The following is a 20,528-nucleotide window of genomic DNA, read 5'->3' on the forward strand; positions in this document are numbered from 1 at the left end:
GGGGAGGTGGAAAGAGATAGCGCCGAGCGTCAGGCCGACGTCGGCGCGGTAAGGAAGGGCCGGATGGCGTCGATCAGCCGCTCCGGGCATTCCCGATGGGGCACGTGGCCGCAGTCGGGCAGGATCGTCGGCTCGGCGGGTCCCGGGGTGAGCGAGGCGATCCGACGCGGCTGTGCCAGGGAGCCGAACTCGTCGTGCTCGCCGTGGATGGCCAGCGTCGGGCAGCGCACCCCGGCGAGACTGGCATCCAGGGTCCAGTGCGCGAAGGGCGCGGAATGCCAGGTCTCGACCCAGGCCTCCAGCACCCAGCCGGCCTTGTGCCCGTGGTGCTTCTCCAGCCGTGCCATGCGGCCCGGTTCGGCAAAGCCACGCTCCGCCTCGCGGATGCCGGCCAGGGTGCGCGGCTCGGTGAAGGCCTGGGCCGCCACCGTGACCAGCGCCTCGCAGCCATCGGTATGGCAAGCGGCGATCTCGGCTGCCATGCAGCCCCCGACGCTGTGGCCGAGCATCACGAAGCGCTCGAGGGCCAGCTGCTCGCGCACGGCACCGAAGGACGCCGTCTCCTCCTCGATGAAGTCGGTGGGCTGCGGTCCGGGGTAGGGGGCGGATCGCCCATACCCCAGTCGGTCGTAGGCGATCACCTCGCGCCCGGTGGCCTCGGCCAGCCGGGCCGGGAAGTCACGCCAGAGCGCCACGCAGCCCAGCGAGTCATGCATCAGCACGATGGGGCTGCCCTTCCCTTCGGCGTCGCCCGGCCGGCAGCGCCGGGCGTGCAGGGCGCCCGACGGCGTATCGATCCGGACCTCACGCATGGCTGGCTCCCCGGCCCTGCCGCCGGCTCAATCGACCAGTTCCACGGCCACGGCGGTCGCCTCGCCGCCGCCGATGCACAGGCTCGCGATGCCGCGCCTGCCGCCCTTGGTGCGCAGGGCGTGGATCAGGGTCGCAATGATCCGCGAGCCGGTGGAGCCGATGGGATGGCCCTGGGCGCAGGCGCCGCCGAAGACGTTGACCTTGTCGTGGGGCAGGCCCAGGTCGTCCATGGCCATCAGGGTGACCACCGCGAAGGCCTCGTTGATCTCGAAGAGGTCGACGTCGTTCACGCCCCAGTCGAGCTTCTTCATCAGCTTCTCGATGGCGCCCACCGGGGCGATGGTGAACTCGCTGGGATGGCGCGAGTGGGTGCTGTGGCCGAGCATCCGGGCGATGGGCCGGGCGCCGAGCCGGTCGGCCGCCGCCTGGCTGGACAGGATCAGCGCCGAGGCGCCGTCGGAGATCGAGCTGGAGTTGGCCGCGGTGATGGTGCCGTCCTTGGCGAAGGCCGGACGCAGCGAGCGGATCTTGTCGAGCTTGGCCTGGAAGGGCTGCTCGTCATGGTCCACCACGCTCTCGCCCTGGCGGCTGGTGACGGTGACCGGCGCCATCTCGGCATCCAGGTGGCCGGCCCTGGTCGCTTCCATGGCCCGTTCCAGGGAGGCGATGGCGAAGTCGTCCAGGCGCTCTCGGCCGTAGTCGCGCTGGCTGGCGACCTCCTGGGCGAAGACGCCCATCAGCTTGCCGGTCTCGGCGTCCTCGAGGCCGTCCAGGAACATGTGATCCTTCAGTTCCCCGTGGCCCAGGCGGTAGCCGGTGCGGGCCCTGGTGAGTACGTGGGGCGCGTTGGACATGGACTCCATGCCCCCGGCCAGCATCACCTCGCCGGTGCCGGCGCGGATCAGGTCGTGGGCCAGCATGGTGGCCTTCATGCCCGAGCCGCACAGCTTGTTGATGGTGGTGGCGCCGATGGCATCGGGGATGCCGGCCTGGCGCATGGCCTGGCGGGCCGGTCCCTGCTTGACGCCGGCGGGCAGCACGCAGCCCATGATGCCCTCGTCGATGCAGTCGGCATCGATGCCGGCACGCTGGATGGCGGCGCGGATGGCCGTGGCGCCGAGCTCCGGCGCGGAGAGGCTGGAGAGACTGCCGAGCATGCCCCCCATGGGCGTGCGGGTGGCAGACAGGAAGACGATATCGGTGGACTGGCTCATGGCGTGTGCTCCCGAGGTGCGCCGGCGTTGGCCGGTCGTGGTGGAGGTTGTCGTTGTCGGGGTCCCGTCGCGCGTTGACCCGGCGTCGGGGCTGTGGTCTTCTCAGGGTCAACCAAGCAAGCGCTAGTGTAAATCTCGATGAATGTAATGAATGACTCCCCGCGCCGCAAGGAGTTGACCCGCCAGGCCGCCCAGTTGTTCGTCCAGGAAGGCTTCGACCGGACCACGGTGCGCATGCTGGCCCAGGAGATGGGCATCAAGTCCGGCAGTCTCTTCCATCACTTTCGTGACAAACAGGAGATCCTTGCGGCGGTGATCGAGGAGGGCACCCAGAACGCGCTGGTCATGGCGAAGGCCGCCCTCGAGGCGTGTGACCACACCGCCGAGGCGAGGTTGCAGGCCATGGCGCGCGCGCACCTGCAGACCCTGCTCACCGACCGCAACGCCCATGTCGTCGCCCTCTACGAATGGCGCCGCCTCGATCCCGGCGCGCGGGACCACCTGAGTCACCTGCGCGATGCCTACGAGTCGCTCTGGGAGCAGGTCATCGACGAGGCGCTGGAGGCGGGCCTGATCCACGGCGACCGCTTCCTGGTCTCCCGCTTCGTCATGGGGGCGCTGAACTGGACGGTGCGCTGGTACGACCCCGCCGGTCCCCGCTCCACGGACGACCTGGCCCACGAGCTGGTCGCCATGATCACCCACGGGGCGGCCTGATCGCCCCGCTCACGGCCCGTCACGCTCGACCATCGTCTAGTCCCCTCTTGTCCCTCAGGGGTTGCCCCCTTCCTCGTGAGCCACTAGCTTGTACCGAGCGCTTGCTAGGTTGACGCTTACGTCAACTGCATATAACCAGAAGGTGAGCGTGCACGCCAGCATCAGCGACCGCCGATTTCCATGGCCGCCACCGTTTGCCGATACCGTTTGCCGATACAACAAGCACAAACCGCGAGAGGGCAGTACATGAGCACCCTTCCCGACTATCAGACCTATCTCGAGTCCTTTTCCATCGATGACGTCATCGCGCGCCTCGATGACCACCGCGATGGCAAGGCCAATGCCTACGAGTCCTGCTGCGGACGCCATGTGCGTGCCGGCCGGGGAGACGTCCTGGCGCTGGTTCACGAGGACGCCAAGGGCGAGGTCAACACCCTGACCTACGCCGAGCTGGATGCCGAGAGCGCAAGGCTCGCCGGCTGGTTTGCCGAGCGCGGCCTGGGCGAGGGGGATCGCATCGCCTGCATGCTGCCGCGCACGCCGCAACTGCTGGTGGCGGTACTGGCCACCTGGCGCATCGGCGCGGTCTACCAGCCGCTGTTCACCGCCTTCGGTCCGGATGCCGTGGACTACCGCCTGGGTCGGGCGGATACCAAGCTCGTGATCACCGATCACGCCAACCGTTTCAAGTTCGACGGCCTTACCCAGTGCCCCCCGGTGCTCGCCGTGGGCGGCCCCGACGGCGAGCACGCCGACGACCTGGACTGGGAAGAGGCGATGGCCCATGCGCCGATCGAGGCCACGCCGCCGCGTCTGGCCCGCGAGGAGCCCTTCCTGCAGATGTTCACCTCCGGCACCGTGGGCAAGCCCAAGGGCGTGGCGGTGCCGCTGGCCGGCATGCCGGCCTTCGCGCTTTACATGGAGCTGGCCGTCGACCTGCGCGACACCGACCGCTTCTGGAACATGGCCGACCCGGGCTGGGCCTACGGCCTCTACTACGCCATCACCGGCCCGCTGCTGCTGGGCGTGACCACCCACTTCTGCGAGGCGGGGTTTAGCGCCGAGGGGGCGCTGGCCTTTATGAAGCGCCATCACATCACCAACTTCGCCGCGGCGCCCACCGCCTATCGCCTGATGAAGGCCTCGGGGCTGTTCGACGATGCCCACCAGACCCTCGAGCTGCGCGCGGCCAGCTCCGCTGGCGAGCCGCTCAACACCGAGGTGGTGACCTGGGTGGAGCGCTCGCTGGGCTGTCCGGTCATGGACCACTACGGCCAGACCGAGACCGGCATGACCTGCAACAACCACCATGCGCTGGACCACCCCAAGCATGTCGGCGCGATGGGGGTGCCGATGCCCGGCTACCGCCTGGCGATCCTCGATGCCGAGTACAACGAGCTCCCCCCGGGCGAGCCGGGCGTGCTGGCCGTGGACATCAAGAACTCGCCGGCGCACTTCTTCGCCGGCTATACCTGGCAGGAGAAGCACCCCTTCGCCGAGGGCTACTACCTGACCGGCGACGTGGTGATCCGCCACGAGGACGGCACCTTCCAGTTCGCCGGCCGCGACGATGACATCATCACCACCGCCGGCTACCGGGTGGGCCCCACCGACGTGGAGAACAGCGTGATGACCCATCCCGCGGTCGCCGAGTCCGCGGCCGTGGGCCAGCCCGACGAGATCCGCGGCGAGATCATCAAGTCCTACGTGGTGCTGCGCGACGGCTTTGATCCCAGCGACGCCCTGGCCGACGAGATCCGAAAGCTGGTGCGCGAGCGCCTCTCGACCCACGCCTTCCCGCGGGTGATCGAGTTCGTCGACGTGCTGCCCAAGACCCCGAGCGGCAAGATCCAGCGCTTCAAGCTGCGCGCGGATGCCGCCGACAAGGCGGACGCCGAACCGGCCAAATGATAGTGAGGAAACCTGCATGAACGTGAAGGACAACACCTTCCTGATCACCGGCGCCGCCTCCGGACTGGGGGCGGCCACCGCCGAACGCCTGGTCGCCGCCGGCGGCCGGGTGGTGCTCTGCGACTTGAGCGACGCGGTCGAGTCCCATGCCGAGACCCTGGGCGACGCCGCCCGCGCGGTGCGGGGCGACGTCACCTCCGGCGAGGACATTCAGGCGGCCGTCGATGCCGCGCTGGCCCTCGCCGAGGGGCGCGGCCTGGCCGGGGTGGTGCACTGCGCCGGCGTGGTGAGCGTGGGCAAGCTGGTCGACCGCGAGGGCAATCCCGCGGATCTCGACGCCTACAACCGCACCATCCAGATCAACCTGGTGGGCACCTTCAACGTGATGCGCCTGGCCGCGGCCGCCATGGCGAAGAACGCCGCCGGCGAGGACGGGGAGCGCGGCGTGATCATCAACACCGCCTCCATCGCCGCCTTCGATGGCCAGGTGGGGCAGTGCGCCTACAGCGCCTCCAAGGCCGGGGTGGCCGGCATGAGCCTGCCCGCGGCGCGGGAGCTCTCCCGCCACGGCATCCGCGTGATGGCCATCGCCCCCGGGGTCTTCGAGACGCCGATGATGAGCAAGATCCCCGACGAGGCCGCCCAGGCCCTGGCCGCCGCCGTGCCCTTCCCCAAGCGCCTCGGCCGGCCCGATGAGTTCGCCCGCCTGGCCGAGCAGATCGTCACCAATCCCATGCTCAACGGCGAGGTGATCCGCCTGGACGGCGGCATCCGCATGCAGTGAGCCGACCGACCCCTGGACAGCAGAACGGCGCCCGAAGGCGCCGTTTTTTATTGCCGGATCCCGTCCTCAGCCGAGGTACTTGATCATCACCCCGGCGGCCACCGCCGAGCCGATCACCCCGGCCACGTTGGGCCCCATGGCATGCATCAGCAGGAAGTTGTGGGGATTGGCCTCGAGCCCCACCTTGTTGGAGACTCGCGCCGCCATGGGCACCGCCGAGACCCCCGCGGACCCGATCAGCGGGTTGATCGGCATCTTGCTGACGGCGTTCATCAGCTTGGCCATCAGGATGCCGCAGGCCGTGCCGATGGCGAAGGCCACCATGCCCAGCGCCAGGATGCCCAGGGTCTCCACCGCCAGGAAGCGGTCGGCCATCAGCTTGGACCCCACCGACAGCCCCAGGAAGATCGTCACGGTGTTGATCAGGGCGTTCTGGGTGGTGTCGGAGAGGCGCTCCACCACGCCGCACTCGCGCAGCAGGTTGCCGAAGCAGAACATCCCCAGCAGCGGCGCCGCGTCGGGCAGGAACAGCACCACCAGGAGCAGCAGCGCCAGCGGGAAGACGATCTTCTCCAGCTTGGAGACCGGGCGCAGCTGGGTCATGGTGATCTCGCGCTCCCGCTTGCTGGTCAGCGCCTTCATGATCGGCGGCTGGATCAGCGGCACCAGCGCCATGTAGGAGTAGGAGGCCACGGCGATGGCCCCCAGCAGCTCCGGCGCCAGGATGCTCGAGACGTAGATCGAGGTGGGCCCGTCGGCGCCGCCGATGATGCCGATGGCGGCGGCCTGGTTGAGCGAGAAGTCCATCCAGCCCATCGCCGTCATGCCCACCGCCCCGAGCAGGGTGGCGAAGATGCCGAACTGCGCGGCCGCCCCCAGGAACAGGGTGCGCGGGTTGGCCAGCAGCGGGCCGAAGTCGGTCATCGCGCCCACGCCCATGAAGATCACCAGCGGGGCGATGCCCGAGGCGATGGCCACGCTGTAGAACTGGTAGAGCATGCCGTGGGAGTAGCCGCCGTCCATGGCCACGTCGTTGGCCGCGCGCACCAGGGCCGGCGAGATGTCGCCATGGAGCACCTCGCCCAGGCTGTGCCGCCAGGCCTCGAGGCCGGCGGCCGGGTCCAGGCTGAGCTGCAGGGCCGAGGCGATCTGCTCGAGCACGGCGGGCCGCGCCAGGTGGACCGCCTGCTCGGCGGCCGACAGCGCCAGCCCCGCCTCGGGGATGTTGGCGAGGATGCCGCCGAAGCCGATCGGCACCAGCAGCAGCGGCTCGAACTTCTTGTGGATGGCCAGGTAGAGCAGCAGCAGCCCCACCAGCACCATCACGGCCTGGCCGAGGCTCAGGTTATAGAGCCCCGAGCCGGTCCAGAGGGTCAATAACTTGTCCGTCATGGAAACCGTCCTCAGAGCTCGATCAGCACGTCGCCGACGGCGACGCTGTCGCCCTCGCTGACCTTGACGGCGGACACGGTGCCGGCGCTGCTGGCCCGCACCTCGGTCTCCATCTTCATGGCCTCGAGGATGGTCACCACGTCCCCGTCCTCGACCGCGTCACCGGGACGGACGTTGACCTTGAAGATGTTGCCGGCCAGCGGCGCGGTGATCGCCTCGCCCGAGGCGGCGGCCGGGGCCGCCGGCGCGGGAGGGGAGGCGCCCGCCGGCTCGCCACCGTCGCGGACCTCGACCACGTACTGCTTGCCGTTGAGCGTGATGGTATAGACGTCGGCGTCGCTCGACGGATGGGCGTTGTCACTCATGGGAATTCCTCCGGTGATCTCGTCGCGGTGTCGTGGTGGGACTGCCCGGGCGGCCGCGTCCGGGGTGGCTCAGTGGCGCTTGCGGAAGCGGTGCAGGGCGGCGGAAATGACCACCTTCAGCTCGTCCTCGTCGGCGGCCGACGCCGCCGTCCGTCGCGTCGGGTCAGGCGGCGCCGGCGGCTCGGGAAAGAAGCGACCGATGACCTTCGACATCAGGGTGGTGGTGACGACCAGCACGCTGAGAAAGACGAAGACGAAGCCCATGCCGAGGGCCATCAGGGACAGGCCCTCGCTGATCAGTGTCGACTCTGGCATGACATCTCTCCTGTGTGGGGGCCGGGAGGATGACCGGCACGGGGCCGGTCATCCCCCATCCGGGCTCACCCGCGGGATGCGGCGGGGGCCTGGAACGCCTGGAACTGTCGCAGGTAGTCGGCCTGGGCAAGGCTCAGGGCCACCGGCCGGAGCCGGACCTTCTGGCCGGGATGGCACTGGGCCAGGCGTGAGCAGGCCATCGGCGTCAGGGTGCCGAGGCGGGGATAGCCCCCGATGGTCTGGCGGTCGTTGAGCAGGGCGATCGGCTGGCCGTCGGGGGGCACCTGGACGGCCCCCAGGGCGATGCCCTCGGAGATCATGCTCTCGAGTCGGCAGTCGAGCCTCGGTCCCGTCAGCCGCACCCCCATACGGTCGGTGCGGGTGTCGACGGTCCAGTCGGTGTGGAAGGCACGAAAGGTGCTTTCGCCGGTGAAGTCCGCGATCTGCGCCCCGGGGACCAGCGCCAGGGTGGCGGGCTCACGGTAGTCGATCCGCTCCTCTGCCGGCACCTCGCGGGTGCCGCCGGTCGCCTGCGCCGCCCCCCTGGCGAAGGTCAGCCGATCGCCGGTGGCCAGCGGCTTGCCGTCGCCCTGATGGCCGCCGAGCCCCTCGCGGGTCACGCACGACAGGCTGCCCAGTACGGGCTCGGCGTGGAAGCCGCCGCCCACGGCGAGGTAGGCGCGGACCCCGGAGACCGGCATGCCGAAGGTGAGGGCCTTGCCCTTCGGCAGGGTGAAGGCCTGCCACGGCGCGAGGGGCTCGCCGTCGAGCGAGGCCGAGAGGTCGGCTCCACACAGCGCCAGTCGGGTGTCCTGCTCGGCGACCAGGGTGAGGCCGCCGAGGGTGACTTCCAGCACCGCGGCCTCCCAGGCATTGCCCAGCAGGTAGTTGGCCCAGGCGAAGGCGTGCAGGTCGGCCGGCCCGCCCTGGGTGACGCCCAGCCGGCGGACACCGAAGCGGCCGGGATCCTGGAGCGTGGCCAGCGGCCCCGCCTTCTCCACCCGCAGCGTGCCGAGGGTCCGTGTCGTCATGATCGCTCCTCCTGAACCGGTGCCACGGGGGTCGTGTCTCCGCCAAGGCGCTCGAACTCCTCGCGCCCGATGGCGACGAAGCGCACCCGGTCGCCCACCTGCAGGAAGCTCATGCGCTCCCTCGAGGGGTCGAACAGGGTCACCGGAGTGCGCCCGAGCAGGTTCCAGCCCCCCGGCGAGACCCGGGGATAGGCGGAGGTCTGGCGGCCGGCCAGCGCCACGCTGCCGGCCGGCACCCGCTTGCGGGGCGTGGCCAGCCGGGGCGTCTCGAGGCGCGGGTCGACGCTGCCCATGAAGCCGAAGCCCGGGGCGAAGCCGAGGGCGAAGACGCGGTACTCGTGGCCGCTGTGGATCTCGATCACCTGGTCGCGTGTCAGGCCCTTCTCCGCCTCCAGCCGCGCAAGCTCGGGCCCCACGCTCGCGTCGTACCAGACGGGAATCTCCTTGGTCTCGCCCGCCGAGGCGGCCTCGTCGGGAGCCAGGTCGGCGAGGATGTCGGTCAGCAGGGTGCGGGCCTGGGACGCCGTCAGCTGCTGCGGCCGGTACTGCACGAGCAGCGTGGTATAGGAGGGCACCAGATCCACCAGCGCCTCGCCGAACGCCTGCTCGCAGCGATCGCAGAGGGCCATCAGCCAGGGCATGTTGGCCTCGTCGATGCGGTCGAAGAGCCGGACCAGCCAGGCATCGACCCCGGCGTTTTCCAACCTGGGGTCTTTCATGCCCGGCGCTCCACGTCGTCGAGGGATTCGCGAATCGCGCGGATGGCGGCGATGGACTCCGGGTTGTCGCCATGCACGCAGAGGGTGTCGGCCGACAGGACCAGGTCGCTGCCGTCCGAGGCGGTCAGCGGCAGGCCGCTGGCGATGCGCCGTGCCTGATCGATGATCGTCTCGGCGTCGTGATGCACCGCACCGGGCTCCCGGCGGCTCACCAGCCGGCCCTCGGCGTCATAGGCGCGATCCGCGAAGGCCTCCCGCCAGAGCGTCACGCCATGCTCCTCGGCCAGTTCCTCGGCCATCGAGGTGTCCCGGGTCGCCATCACCATCAGCGGCAGGTCGGCGTCGAGCATCGCCAGGGCCCGCATCACCGCCGACAGCGTCTCGCGGTCGCGCATCATGTCGTTGTAGAGGGCGCCATGGGGCTTCACGTACCCCATTCGGGCCCCCTCCGCCCGGCACAGCGCCGCCAGGGCGCCGGCCTGATAGAGCAGCATGTTCTCGATCTCCTCGCTCGAGCAGGCCATGGAGCGACGGCCGAAGCCGACCAGGTCGGGGTAGGCCGGGTGGGCCCCGACGGTGACGCCGTGTGAGGCCGCGAGGCGCACCGTGGCGCGGATGGTATCCGGGTCCGAGGCATGGAAACCGCAGGCCACGTTGGCCAGGTCCACGACCTTCATGAGTTCGTGGTCGGTCCCCATCTTCCAGGGGCCGAAGCTCTCTCCCATGTCGGCGTTAAGCATCAATCTGGGCATGTGAAGACTCCACTGTCGTGAGGGTCGATCCGGACGCGGGCACGTCGCTCACTGGACCACCTCGAGTTCCTCGATATGATAGGCATGGCGCAGGGTCCGGCTCAGCACCGGATCATGCAGCGACATGCTGAAGTGCCGGCTGGGACGGATGCCGCCCCGGGTGGGCACGGTGCCGCAGAGCAGCACGTAGCCCGGCGCCAGTGCGCCGTTGGAGGCCAGGGGGCTCGGCAACTGCGCGAGCAGGGTCGGCACATCCAGCAGCTCCGCCAGGGTCCCGAGCTGGTAGGTGACGGCCTGGCCGTCCTCCTCGATCACGCTCGACAGCTCGATCTGGTCCCAGTGCCGCCGCACCTCGTCGAAGCGCCAGGCCTCCCGGGCGACCGGCTTGGCACACAGCTGCTTCGACTCGGCCACGCCCACCGCCTCGAGCTTCCGGTCGGTGTGGTCGGAGGCCACCGTGACCCACAGGGTACCCTCCTCGTCGCTCACCAGGCAGGCTTCCACCTCGCCCGAGCCATGGCCCCCGAGCATTTGCACGACATCGTGCTGGGTCAGCTGCTCGCGGCCGACGCGGTAGAACAGCGGGGTGGCCGAGGGCGGCTTTACCCCGAGTTCCGCGAGCTCCTCGATATGGTGGCGCACCCCGGCCTGGTCGCGGCCGGCCCAGCCGGCGATGGCCAGGTGCCGCGGGGTCAGGCTGAAGGTGCCGCCGTCGTGGGTGAAGGTCAGCATGAACGGGTCTCCGGAGACGGTCGGTGGATCATTGGCTCAGCGAGGCCGGAAGCCACAGGGCGATGGAGGGGAAGGCCACCAGCAGGGCCGCCATCACCAGCATGGCCGCGAGGTAGGGCAGGGTGCCGACGATCACGTCGGAGAACGCCTCACCCCGGCGCGAGGCCTGGACGATGTAGAGGTTGAGCCCCACCGGCGGGGTGATCAGTGCCAGCTCCACGAACAGGATCATCACGATGCCGAACCACACCTTGTCGAAGCCGGCGGCGACGATCAGGGGCGTGACGATGGGAATGGTGATGACCATCAGCGACAGGGTCTCGATGAAGAAGCCCAGCACGATGAACAGGGCAATCACCGCCATCAGCAGCGCGAAGGGCGACAGCTCATAGGCGTTCAGCAGGCCGGTCAGCTGCTGGACCATGCCGGACGAGGCCAGGGCGAAGTTGAGGAAGGAGGCCGCCAGGATGATGAAGAGGATCATCGAGCTGGTCTTGATGGTCCCGTCGAGGGCCGCCATCACCATCTTGCCGTTCAGCTGGCGGTTCTGCGCGGCCAGCCCCAGGGAGGCGATCACGCCGATCGCGGCGGCCTCGGTGGGGGTCGCCCAGCCCAGGTAGATCGAGCCGACGATCACCAGGAAGAGCACCAGCAGCGGCAGCAGGAACTTCAGGCTGTTGAGCCGCGTGTCCCAGGAGGCCACGCTGCTTGGCCCGCCCAGCGACGGCTTCCACAGGCACAGCAGCAGCGAGGCGATCATGAACAGCAGCGCCAGGCCCAGCCCCGGCACCAGCCCCGCCATGAACAGCTGGGGGATCGAGGTCTCGGTCAGGAAGCCGTAGACGATCAGGTTGATGGACGGCGGGATCAGGATGCCCAGCGTGCCGCCCGCCGCGATGCTGCCGCAGAACAGCCTGGGGTCGTAGCCCAGGCTCTTGCCCTGGGGGAGGGCCACCGTGGAGACCGTGGCGGCCGTGGCCACCGAGGATCCCGAGGTCGCCGAGAACAGCGCCGAGGTGGTGATGTTGGCGTGGAGCAGTCCCCCCGGGAGCCAGGACAGCCAGTGGTCCATGGCCCGGTAGGCCTTCTCGGCGATGCCCGCCCGCACGATGATCTCGCCCATCAGCACGAAGAGCGGGATGGCGATCAGCAGGAAGGAGTCGGCGGCGGACCAGAGGTTCTGGCCGAGCGCCTTGGTCAGGGGGAAGAACGAGAAGAACTGGTCGACCCCGAAGGCCAGCAGGAACAGGGTCACGGCGACCGGAATGCCGGCCAGCAGCAGGCTCAGGATACCGATGGAAAGGTAGGCAAGCATCAGTTGGCCTCCTGGGCGGTCTCGCCCTTGTCCGGACCGGCCAGGGCCTCGATGGTGGCGGCGTCACGAGCGAACAGGGCGGCCAGCACGCGCAGGCCGAGCACGCTGGTGGTGATCGCGAACCAGAGATAGCCGGCGAGCCAGAACGCCTGCGGAATCCACAGCGGGGTGGCCAGCGGGGTGTTGGCGGTGGAGTTGTTGGCGAGCGACTTCGCCAGCACCGGATAGGCGTTGATGGCGATGGTCCAGGCCACCAGGTTCAGGGCCAGCAGGGCGATGATGTCGAGCATCTGTCGCGAGCGCGGCGACAGCTGTCCATGGACCACATCGATACGGATATGGGCGCGTTCCAGCAGCGTGTGCGAGATGCCCCAGGCGGACAGCACCGCCAGCACATACCCGGAGTATTCATGCACGCCCGAGAGGGCATGGCCGACGAGCTGGCGCATCAGGATCTCGGCACCGATGAACAGCACCACCGCGAGCAGGGCGAGCCCCATCAGCCGGGCAGCGAGGCGTGAGACCCAACGCGTGGCGGTCACCACGGCGTCGAGGGCATGGATCGTAGTCGTCATGGGGAAGTACCTCGAAGGCGGTGCCGCCCCGCCGGGGCGGGGCGGCAGCGGGCTCAGGGAGCGTCAGCGGTCAGGCCGACCACCTGGCCGACGCTGTCGTTCCAGGCCTGGCGGGTTTCGGCATCGACGCGCGACGCCCAAGCCGGAAGCACCTGTTCCTCGAGGGCCTTGCGGGCTTGGGCCATGTCCTCGATGTCGGCCACCACCAGGGTCATGCCGGCGGGGTCACCCAGCGGGCACTCGCCCTGGCCGGTCAGGCAGGCGATGCCGCGGGCCGTCTCGGTTCGGGCGTTGGCCCAGACCGGCGCCACGAACTCGCTGTCGAGGCTGGACTGGACCAGCTCCTGGGTCGCGGCGTCCAGGCCGTTCCACTTGTCGAGATTGATGGCGGTGACCACGTAGTCCCAGCCGCCCATCGGCAGCGACAGCAGGTGACTGGAGACCTCGTGCCAGCCCGCGCTGTAGCCTGACAGCGAGCCGGTCACCGCGCAGTCGATGACGCCCCGCTCCAGGGAGCCCGGCACCTCGTTGAAGGCGATGTTCAGGCTCTGGGCGCCCAGCGCCTCGATGAACTCGCCGGTCGAGCGGCCGCTGGCGCGGACCTTCATGTCGGTGAGGTCCTCGATGCCCTCGATCGGCGTGTTGCAGAACAGCACCTGGGAGGGATAGGGCACGATGGCCAGCACATGGCTGTTGAAGCGCTCGTTCATGGTCGATTCGGCCAGCGGACGGAACGCCTCGGCGACCTGCTCGGCCTTCTCGACATCGACGGCCATCATCGGCAGGTCGAGGCCCTCGAGCTCAGGCGCATCGCCCACGGTGTAGTCGGCCACGGTCATGCCGACATCAAAGAGGCCATCGCCCAGGTAGCGATAGACGTCGCTGCCGGGGATGCCCATCTGGTCGTGGGTGGTGACCTGGGTAACGATCTCGCCATCACTCTTCGCGGGCAGCGTCTCGCTCCAGAAGGGCTTCTCGAACTGGCGATGCAGCTCGAGGCTGCTCCAGCTGCCGACCACGTTGAGCGATGTCTCGGCGTGCGACATGGCGCTCACGCCGAGCATGCCGAGGCCCAGCAGGGCGGGGATCATGCGGGAGGGAGTACGGGAGTGGTTCATCATCATCTTCCTCGTTGTTGGTCTTGTCGTTCTCGGTGGTACCTGCGCCTGATGGTCGGGTCAGACGCCCCCCGGGGTGGAAACCTGGTGGTGTACCCCTTCAGAGGATCAGCTGAACTTGAGCCGCTGGTTGGGCACATCGGTGATCAGCATGTGGCCGGGACTGTGGGTGATCACGAAGGGCAGCTTCGCCTGCTCGATGGCCAGCTGCGGGGTCACGCCGCAGGCCCAGAACACGGGCAGGTCGTCGTCGTGGATCACCGGTGGCTCGCCGAAGTCGGGCTTGGCCAGGTCGTCGATCCCTATCAGGGCGGGGTTGCCGATATGCAGCGGCGCGCCATGCACCTTGGGCATGTCGGTGGTGATCTGGATGGCGCGAATCGCCTGCTCGGCCGAGAAGGGACGCATCGAGACCACCAGCTCGCCCCGGAAGGGGCCACTGGGAGTCAGCGCCCGGTTGGTGCGATACATCGGCACATTGCGCCGGTGATGGATATGGCGCACGTCGAGGCCGTCGTTGAGCAGGGCCTCCTCGAAGGAGAAGGAGCAGCCGATGGAGAAGCTGACGAAGTCGTCCTGCCAGTACTCGGCGATGTCGGTGCATTCGCTCTCGAGTACGCCATGGCGATAGAGCCGGTAGCGGGGCAGGTCGTGGCGCAGGTCGATCCCCTCGCCCAGCGACCGGGGGGACGGGTCGCCCGGACGGGTGACGTCGAGCACCGGGCAGGGTCGCGGGTTCATCAGGCAGAAGCGGATGAAGTCATCGGCGTACTGGGCCGGGAGGATCACCAGGTTGGCCTGGGCAAAGCCCGGCGCCAGCCCGCTGGTGTGCTGGGTCCAGTCGCCGCGCCGGATCGCCTGGCGGATGTCCTGCGGTCCCGCCGAGGGAGAAAGCGAGAAAGCGGTCATGGCATCTCTCTTGTTGTCGTTATGGATAGGGATAACCATAGGAATCGCCGTATGATAAATCCAATCGATTATTACTATACTCAAAGATCGGAAAATCCTTTCATAAGGCCTGTGTCGCGGGTTTCCGGCGGGCTTCATGGGCCCTTTGGTCGCGCTGGGCGATCTCGATGGCGAGCTCCGTGATCCCTTCCGCCAGGGCGGTGTTGAGGTGACGAGGCCAGCAGGCGGTAAAGTTCAGGGCGGGCAGCTTGCAGGGCAGCTCGACCAGCGCGCCGCCGGCCAGCTCCTGGGCGACGATACGCGGAGGGAGGGCGCCGATGCCGATTCCGTCCAGGGTCATGCGCACGATGGTCCACAGCGAGCTCGAGCAATGCAGCTTGATGTCATCCAGCCCCTGCTGGTGCAGGATCGAACCCAGTTCGTGATAGGGGCGGGTATGCCGGGCGAAGGTGATCAGGGGCGTGGTGCCGATCCGGTGCAGCGAGAAGGCGTCGGGATCCAGCCCCAGGGCCGGACTGGCCACCAGTCCCATGGTGTAGTGGCACAGGAAGCGGGTGAGCACGTTCTCGGTGTTGACCGGCCCCATCAGGAAGGCCAGGTCGATGTCGTTCTGGCGCAGCTTCTCGGCGAGCCCCGGTGAGCTGTCGACCTCCAGCTCCAGGGTCATCTCGGGGAAGCGCGAGGCCAGTTCCGTCAGGAAGTCGGGCAGCCAGCTGTGGGCGACGGTCTCGACCACGCCGAGGCGCAGGATGCCGTGAAAGGGCGTCGCGACCTCCAGCATCGCCAGCGCCTCCTGTCGGGCTTCCAGCAGCGCCTCCGCATGGCGCAGGAAGGTGCGCCCCTTCGCCGTCGGCTTGATGGGGCGCTGCGACCGCTCCAGCAGCCGCTCGTCGATCAGCAACTCCAGCTTGTTGATCCGGTCCGAGATGGACGGCTGCGTCACGTGCAGGTGCTGGGCGGCCAGGCGGAAGGATCCCAGTCGCACGATCCAGACGAAGGCCTCGAGTTCCTTGAAGTCGAACATGCCGCGAGGGTTCCTGCGTATCGACGTGATCTCTCGAGTCTACGCGCCACTGCGTGGAATGTCCGTTGTGGCAGCATCCCCGGCATGGACGGTCATCCCGGCTGCCGGCCTTCCAGGAGGGGCGATGCTCGCTCCGGAAAATGAAACGAACGCTTGACTGCTGGCAGGAGGATGGATAATTTCAAACACATGTTTGAAAGTGGCCGTCGCCGCTTGCTGCGCTCGATTCCCGGCGCCCCCTTATCCAGGAGAGACGAGATGCCCGACTACCAGGCCCCCCTGCGCGACCTGCGCTTCGTGATGGACGAGATGCTCGACTATCCGGCCCATTACGCCCGCCTGCCGCGCGGCGAGGAGGCCTCGCCCGACGTGGTGGCCGCCATCCTGGAGGAGGGGGGACGCTTCGCCCGCGAGGTGCTGCTGCCGCTGAACCAGAGCGGGGATCGCGAGGGCTGCCTGCTGGAGGGTGGCGAGGTGAAGGCGCCCAGAGGCTTCAGGCAGGCCTATGCCCAGTACGTGGAGGGCGGCTGGCCGGGGCTCGCCGCAGATCCTGAACACGGTGGCCAGGGGCTGCCGCCCTCGCTTGGCATGGTGCTCAACGAGATGGTCTGCGCCACCAACCTGGCCTGGGGCATGTACCCCGGGCTCTCCCACGGCGCCGCCGACGCCCTGCGACACCACGGCTCCGATGAGCAGAAGGCGACCTACCTGACCCGGCTGGTCGAGGGGTCCTGGACCGGCACCATGTGCCTGACCGAGCCCCACTGCGGCACCGACCTGGGGCTGATCAAGACCCGGGCCGTACCCACCGAGGACGGCGCCTATGCGATCACCGGCACCAAGATCTTCATCTCCGCCGGCGAGCACGACCTCGCCGAGAACATCGTCCACCTGGTGCTGGCCAAGCTGCCGGACGCCCCGGAGGGGTCCCGGGGAATCTCGCTGTTCGTGGTTCCGAAATATCTCCCGAACGAGGCGGGCGAGCCCGGCGAGCGAAACGGTGTGGTATGCGGCTCGCTCGAGCACAAGATGGGCATCCACGGCAACGCCACCTGCGTGATGAACTTCGACGAGGCCCGCGGCTTCCTGGTGGGGGCGCCCCACAAGGGCCTGGCCTGCATGTTCACCATGATGAACGCCGCCCGCATCGGCGTGGGCATCCAGGGCCTCGGCCTCACCGAGGCGAGCTTCCAGAATGCCCTGGCCTACGCCCGCGACCGCCTGCAGATGCGCGCGCTCTCCGGTGCGAAGGCCCCCGAGAAGGCCGCCGACCCGATCATCGTCCACCCGGACGTGCGCCGCATGCTGCTGACCCAGAAGGCCTTCGCCGAGGGCGGCCGGATGCTGGTTCTCTACACCGCCCAGATGATCGACCTCGTCGAGCACGGCCAGGACCCCGAGGAGACGGCCCGCGCCGAGACACTGCTGGGCCTGCTGACCCCGGTCGTCAAGGCCTTTCTCACCGAGGTGGGCTTCGAGGCCACCAACGAGGGCGTCCAGGTGTTCGGCGGGCACGGCTTCATCCGGGAGTGGGGCATGGAGCAGCTGTTGCGCGACGCCCGCATCACCCGCCTCTACGAGGGCACCACCGGCATCCAGGCCCTCGACCTGCTCGGCCGCAAGGTGCTGATGAGCCAGGGCGAGAGCCTCAAGGTCTTCACCAGGGAGATCCACAAGTTCTGCCAGGCCGAGGAGGGCAACGCGGCGCTCGCCGAGTTCGTGCGCCCGCTCGCCAGGCTGAACCAGGAGTGGGGCGAGCTGACCATGAGCATCGGCATGAAGGCCATCAATGACCGCGAGGAAGTGGGGGCGGCCAGCGTCGACTACCTGATGTACGCGGGCTACGTGACGCTGGCCTATCTCTTCGCCCGGGCCGCGAGGCAGGCCAGGGCGGCGCTCGCCGAGGGCGGCGACGACGGTGCCTTCTATCGCGCCAAGCTCGACACCGCGCGCTTCTACTACCAGCGCCTGCTGCCGCGCACCCGCGCCCACAAGGCCGCCATCGAGGCCGGTGCCGAACCGCTGATGGCGATCAGTGCCGACGACTTCGGCCTGGGCTTCGAGATCTGATCCCCTCGGCATGACGGACCGGCGGGCACGCCCTCGCTCGGAAGCTGGCCTTCACCCTCCGACAGTTTGATCAGCGAACCCGGAGGGTGCAGGATGCAATGGCATTGCGTCGTGCCACACTGGCCCGTCGTGCCCACGGAGTCCCTGTCTCATGCGTGTCTTTGCCAACCCGGTCGGAGCCGGATCCATCTGGTTCGACAACCTGGCCACCGCCGACGGAACGCCCGTGGCCTATGACCCTCAGGCCAGGAACTTCCTGCCCATGCCGCCGTTCTGTGCCAACCGCGAGGTCATCGGCTGCAACTGGATCGCGCCCAGGCAGGGGGCCTTCTGCCGTTCCTGTGCCATGACCGAGCTGGCACCGGACCCCTCCATCCCCAATGCCATTCCCAACTGGACGCAGACCGAGGCCGCCAAGCGCTGGGTGCTCGACAACCTGGGCCGCTGGCACTGGTTCCGACCCGAGGACCCTGGCGCTCGCCCCGTGTTTCACATGCTGGCCGAGGGCCACACTCCGGTACCCATGGGGCACGTCGGGGGCGTGGTGACGATCAGCGTCGCCGAGGCAGACCCGGTCCTGAGCATCACCCGTCGAGAGGCCCTGGAAGAGCCCTACCGCACCATGATCGGCCACATGCGCCACGAGATCTCGCATATGCTCTGGTGGCGTCTCAGCCTGCGGGAGGATTTCCTGGCGGCCTTCCGGGAGATGTTCGGCGATGAGCGGGCGGATTATCCCGCCGCGCTCCAGCGCCATTACCATAACGGTCCGCCGCCCGGCTGGCGCATGAGCTTCCTGACCTCCTATGCCTCCGCGCACCCCCATGAGGACTGGGCCGAGACCGCGGCCCACCTGTTGCACCTGACCGATATCACCGACAGCTTCGTCGCGGCAGGCCTCTCCTCGCCGGAACTGCCGAGCGCCGGCTGGGACCCCTACGTGGAGACCGACGCCGAGCGTCTGATCCATGTCGCGGCCACGCTGGTGGCGGGGGTCAACCACGTCAACCGCGCCATGGGACTCTCTGATCTCTACCCCTTCGTGCTGTCGGACATCGCCCGCCGCAAGCTGGTCTTCGTGCATGACTGGCTGCGCCGAGGTGCCCAGGGACGTTGAGACGGTCCCTGACGCGGCGCATGACGCCGCAGTGCTGTGTCAGAGCCGACAGTCGATGCGGTTCGCCCGTACCCACCAGGCCGCCATCAAGGCCGGCGACGAGCCGCTGATGGTGATCAGCGCCGAGGACTTCGGCCCGGGCTTCGAGATCTGATGCGCTATTGAACCCCCAACGGCTTGTCTCTCGTTCGGCAGCGCGCCATGGCCAGCGGCGCGGGAATTTCCCGCGCCGCTGCGTTTTTCAGCATGTCCCATCTGGCGCGAGGTGCTGGCCGCTCAGCCGTCACGGGGCCAGAGGCTATTCGATGTTGTGTCAATACATCTTTGGCATAAATCTTGCAGCTTTTCCAGGAGTCTCATGGATGTTCGATCGTCGCGTATTGCCCAGTTTCGGCACACATCTTCGTATTCTCGGGCAAAACGTCGGGCATGGCGGATCGTAGGCTAAAGCTCTTGGCCCGATCCATTGATGAGCGCTTTTCGCACTAAAATGAACCATGAGGAAACAGAACAATGCACAAGATGACTCGAATTGCAGCGTCCGTCGGGGTGGCCGCTGGCCTCGCCGCAGGCTCGGTGGCCGCCGAGGCAGCAGAAAGCTGGCGTATGGCCACGCCCTGGAGCGGTGGCCCCTGGCTCGAACGCGATGCGGAAACCTTCGCGACCTACGTCAACCAACTGACCGGCGGCGATGTCGAGATCGAGGTCTTCCCTGGGGGAACCCTGGGTGGCGCGTTGCGCGTGACCAACACCGTGAAGTCCGGGGTGGCCGAGGTGAGTCACAACTACATCAACTATGACTACGGGACCGACCCTACCGCGGCGCTTCTGGCGGGACATTCCAGCGGCCTGACACCGGAAGAGTTCATGCTTTGGATGTATGAAGGCGGCGGCGTGGAACTCTACGAAGAGTTTCGCCGTGAAGTCTTCGATGTGGTGGCCTTCCCTTGCTCCATCTTGGGTACCGAGATCTTCCTGCATTCCAACAAGAAGGTAGAGACCCTGGAGGATTTCCAGGGCCTGCGTCTGCGGACCTCCGGCGCCTGGGCCGAAATTGCCTCTCGCCTCGGTGCCTCTACCGTGGTGATGGCCGGTGGTGAAATCTACAGTGCCCTGGAGAGGGGCGTGATTGATGCCGCCGAGTGGGGCAGCCCTGAGATGAACCGACCCACCGGTTTCCAGGAAGTGGCTCAGTACGTGGTTCTGCCCGGTGTGCACCAGTCCGGCGGCTTCCTTGAATGCCAGGTCAATCAGGAGGCCTGGGATGGTCTGAGCGAGGAGCAACAGGAACTCCTTCGCCTGGCAGGCAAGCTGAGCGTCTATGATTCCTGGCTGGCCAGTTCCTTCGCGGATCTGGATGCCTATCAGGAACTGATCGACGGTCCCAACGAGATGGTCCAGCTCGATCAGTCCTTCATCAATGCCATCTATGAAGAGACCGAGAAGTGGGAGAATCAATACGCCGCGGAGAACGAGTGGTTCGCTCGCGTACTGGAATCTCAGAGAAGCTTCAAGGAGTCAATGACCCGCTGGCCTGAGTATCGTCTGCCGATTGGCGGTACCAATAACTGAGTCATGTTCGGCAGGCATCAAGGGAAGAGAGGCCAGTCGGCCTCTCTTCTGCCGTCTGGACATGGCCATCGGGAATTCTTGAC

Annotated in this window: 19 protein-coding genes and 1 pseudogene; 6 read left to right on the plus strand and 14 right to left on the minus strand. The window is 68.0% G+C overall.

Features of this window, described 5'->3' with window-relative positions:
* Positions 1 to 29 precede the first annotated feature (29 nt).
* Positions 30 to 812: an alpha/beta fold hydrolase gene (locus BOX17_RS13665; protein WP_071945444.1), complete on the minus strand. Its 783-nt coding sequence runs from the start codon at positions 810 to 812 to the stop codon at positions 30 to 32.
* 27 nt (positions 813 to 839) lie between these two features.
* Complete coding sequence (locus tag BOX17_RS13670) at positions 840 to 2,027, minus strand: acetyl-CoA C-acyltransferase (RefSeq protein ID WP_071945445.1); 1,188 nt, start codon at positions 2,025 to 2,027, stop codon at positions 840 to 842.
* A 147-nt stretch (positions 2,028 to 2,174) separates the two neighbouring features.
* Here BOX17_RS13670 and BOX17_RS13675 point away from each other — a divergent pair, with 147 nt between their 5' ends.
* The 3 genes from BOX17_RS13675 (at position 2,175) to BOX17_RS13685 (ending at position 5,439) form a co-directional block, all read left to right on the plus strand.
* Positions 2,175 to 2,744 (plus strand): TetR/AcrR family transcriptional regulator, encoded by a 570-nt coding sequence (locus tag BOX17_RS13675; protein WP_071945447.1) that lies wholly within the window; start codon positions 2,175 to 2,177, stop codon positions 2,742 to 2,744.
* Positions 2,745 to 2,990: 246 nt separating this feature from the next.
* The gene (locus BOX17_RS13680) at positions 2,991 to 4,655 is read left to right on the plus strand and encodes an AMP-binding protein (RefSeq protein WP_071945449.1); all 1,665 of its coding nucleotides are present in this window, start codon (positions 2,991 to 2,993) and stop codon (positions 4,653 to 4,655) included.
* Between the two features lie 16 nt (positions 4,656 to 4,671).
* On the plus strand, positions 4,672 to 5,439 hold the full coding sequence (locus BOX17_RS13685; protein ID WP_071945451.1) for an SDR family NAD(P)-dependent oxidoreductase: 768 nt from the start codon (positions 4,672 to 4,674) through the stop codon (positions 5,437 to 5,439).
* 66 nt (positions 5,440 to 5,505) lie between these two features.
* On the opposite strand, the gene BOX17_RS13690 is transcribed toward BOX17_RS13685, so the two are convergent.
* From BOX17_RS13690 to BOX17_RS13745, 12 genes and pseudogenes are all read right to left on the minus strand, one after another.
* Positions 5,506 to 6,831, minus strand: coding sequence for a sodium ion-translocating decarboxylase subunit beta (locus tag BOX17_RS13690; protein WP_071944299.1), 1,326 nt, complete (start codon positions 6,829 to 6,831; stop codon positions 5,506 to 5,508).
* Positions 6,832 to 6,842: 11 nt separating this feature from the next.
* Positions 6,843 to 7,175 (minus strand): annotated as a pseudogene (locus BOX17_RS13695) (biotin/lipoyl-containing protein); the annotation flags it as partial.
* Between the two features lie 90 nt (positions 7,176 to 7,265).
* Positions 7,266 to 7,511, minus strand: a complete 246-nt coding sequence (locus tag BOX17_RS13700) for an OadG family protein (RefSeq protein ID WP_071945453.1) — start codon at positions 7,509 to 7,511, stop codon at positions 7,266 to 7,268.
* Between the two features lie 65 nt (positions 7,512 to 7,576).
* Positions 7,577 to 8,542, minus strand: coding sequence for a 5-oxoprolinase subunit C family protein (locus tag BOX17_RS13705; protein ID WP_071945455.1), 966 nt, complete (start codon positions 8,540 to 8,542; stop codon positions 7,577 to 7,579).
* Positions 8,539 to 9,261, minus strand: a complete 723-nt coding sequence (gene pxpB, locus BOX17_RS13710) for a 5-oxoprolinase subunit PxpB (protein ID WP_071945457.1) — start codon at positions 9,259 to 9,261, stop codon at positions 8,539 to 8,541. Before pxpB ends, BOX17_RS13705 begins: the two co-directional genes overlap by 4 nt.
* Positions 9,258 to 10,013 carry a 5-oxoprolinase subunit PxpA gene (locus BOX17_RS13715; RefSeq protein ID WP_071945458.1) on the minus strand — a complete coding sequence of 252 codons (756 nt, stop codon included), beginning with the start codon at positions 10,011 to 10,013 and terminating at the stop codon, positions 9,258 to 9,260. Before BOX17_RS13715 ends, pxpB begins: the two co-directional genes overlap by 4 nt.
* A gap of 48 nt (positions 10,014 to 10,061) precedes the next feature.
* Complete coding sequence (locus tag BOX17_RS13720) at positions 10,062 to 10,745, minus strand: DUF2848 domain-containing protein (protein ID WP_071945460.1); 684 nt, start codon at positions 10,743 to 10,745, stop codon at positions 10,062 to 10,064.
* A 28-nt stretch (positions 10,746 to 10,773) separates the two neighbouring features.
* Positions 10,774 to 12,060 (minus strand): TRAP transporter large permease, encoded by a 1,287-nt coding sequence (locus BOX17_RS13725; protein WP_071945462.1) that lies wholly within the window; start codon positions 12,058 to 12,060, stop codon positions 10,774 to 10,776.
* Positions 12,060 to 12,635, minus strand: coding sequence for a TRAP transporter small permease subunit (locus tag BOX17_RS13730; protein WP_071945464.1), 576 nt, complete (start codon positions 12,633 to 12,635; stop codon positions 12,060 to 12,062). Before BOX17_RS13730 ends, BOX17_RS13725 begins: the two co-directional genes overlap by 1 nt.
* Before the next feature lie 53 nt (positions 12,636 to 12,688).
* The gene (locus tag BOX17_RS13735) at positions 12,689 to 13,753 is read right to left on the minus strand and encodes a TRAP transporter substrate-binding protein (protein WP_071946889.1); all 1,065 of its coding nucleotides are present in this window, start codon (positions 13,751 to 13,753) and stop codon (positions 12,689 to 12,691) included.
* A 108-nt stretch (positions 13,754 to 13,861) separates the two neighbouring features.
* Positions 13,862 to 14,662, minus strand: coding sequence for a putative hydro-lyase (locus BOX17_RS13740; RefSeq protein ID WP_071945465.1), 801 nt, complete (start codon positions 14,660 to 14,662; stop codon positions 13,862 to 13,864).
* Positions 14,663 to 14,762: 100 nt separating this feature from the next.
* Positions 14,763 to 15,686, minus strand: a complete 924-nt coding sequence (locus tag BOX17_RS13745; protein ID WP_071945467.1) for a LysR family transcriptional regulator — start codon at positions 15,684 to 15,686, stop codon at positions 14,763 to 14,765.
* 258 nt (positions 15,687 to 15,944) lie between these two features.
* On the opposite strand from BOX17_RS13745, the gene BOX17_RS13750 reads away from it, so the two are divergent.
* The 3 genes from BOX17_RS13750 (at position 15,945) to BOX17_RS13760 (ending at position 20,445) form a co-directional block, all read left to right on the plus strand.
* The gene (locus tag BOX17_RS13750) at positions 15,945 to 17,756 is read left to right on the plus strand and encodes an acyl-CoA dehydrogenase C-terminal domain-containing protein (RefSeq protein ID WP_071945469.1); all 1,812 of its coding nucleotides are present in this window, start codon (positions 15,945 to 15,947) and stop codon (positions 17,754 to 17,756) included.
* A gap of 151 nt (positions 17,757 to 17,907) precedes the next feature.
* Positions 17,908 to 18,873 carry a zinc-binding metallopeptidase family protein gene (locus BOX17_RS13755; protein ID WP_071945471.1) on the plus strand — a complete coding sequence of 322 codons (966 nt, stop codon included), beginning with the start codon at positions 17,908 to 17,910 and terminating at the stop codon, positions 18,871 to 18,873.
* Between the two features lie 513 nt (positions 18,874 to 19,386).
* Positions 19,387 to 20,445, plus strand: a complete 1,059-nt coding sequence (locus BOX17_RS13760; protein WP_071945473.1) for a type 2 periplasmic-binding domain-containing protein — start codon at positions 19,387 to 19,389, stop codon at positions 20,443 to 20,445.
* Positions 20,446 to 20,528: the final 83 nt, after the last annotated feature.

It is taken from the genome of Halomonas aestuarii (genome assembly GCF_001886615.1).
Taxonomy (GTDB): Bacteria; Pseudomonadota; Gammaproteobacteria; order Pseudomonadales; family Halomonadaceae; genus Halomonas; species Halomonas aestuarii.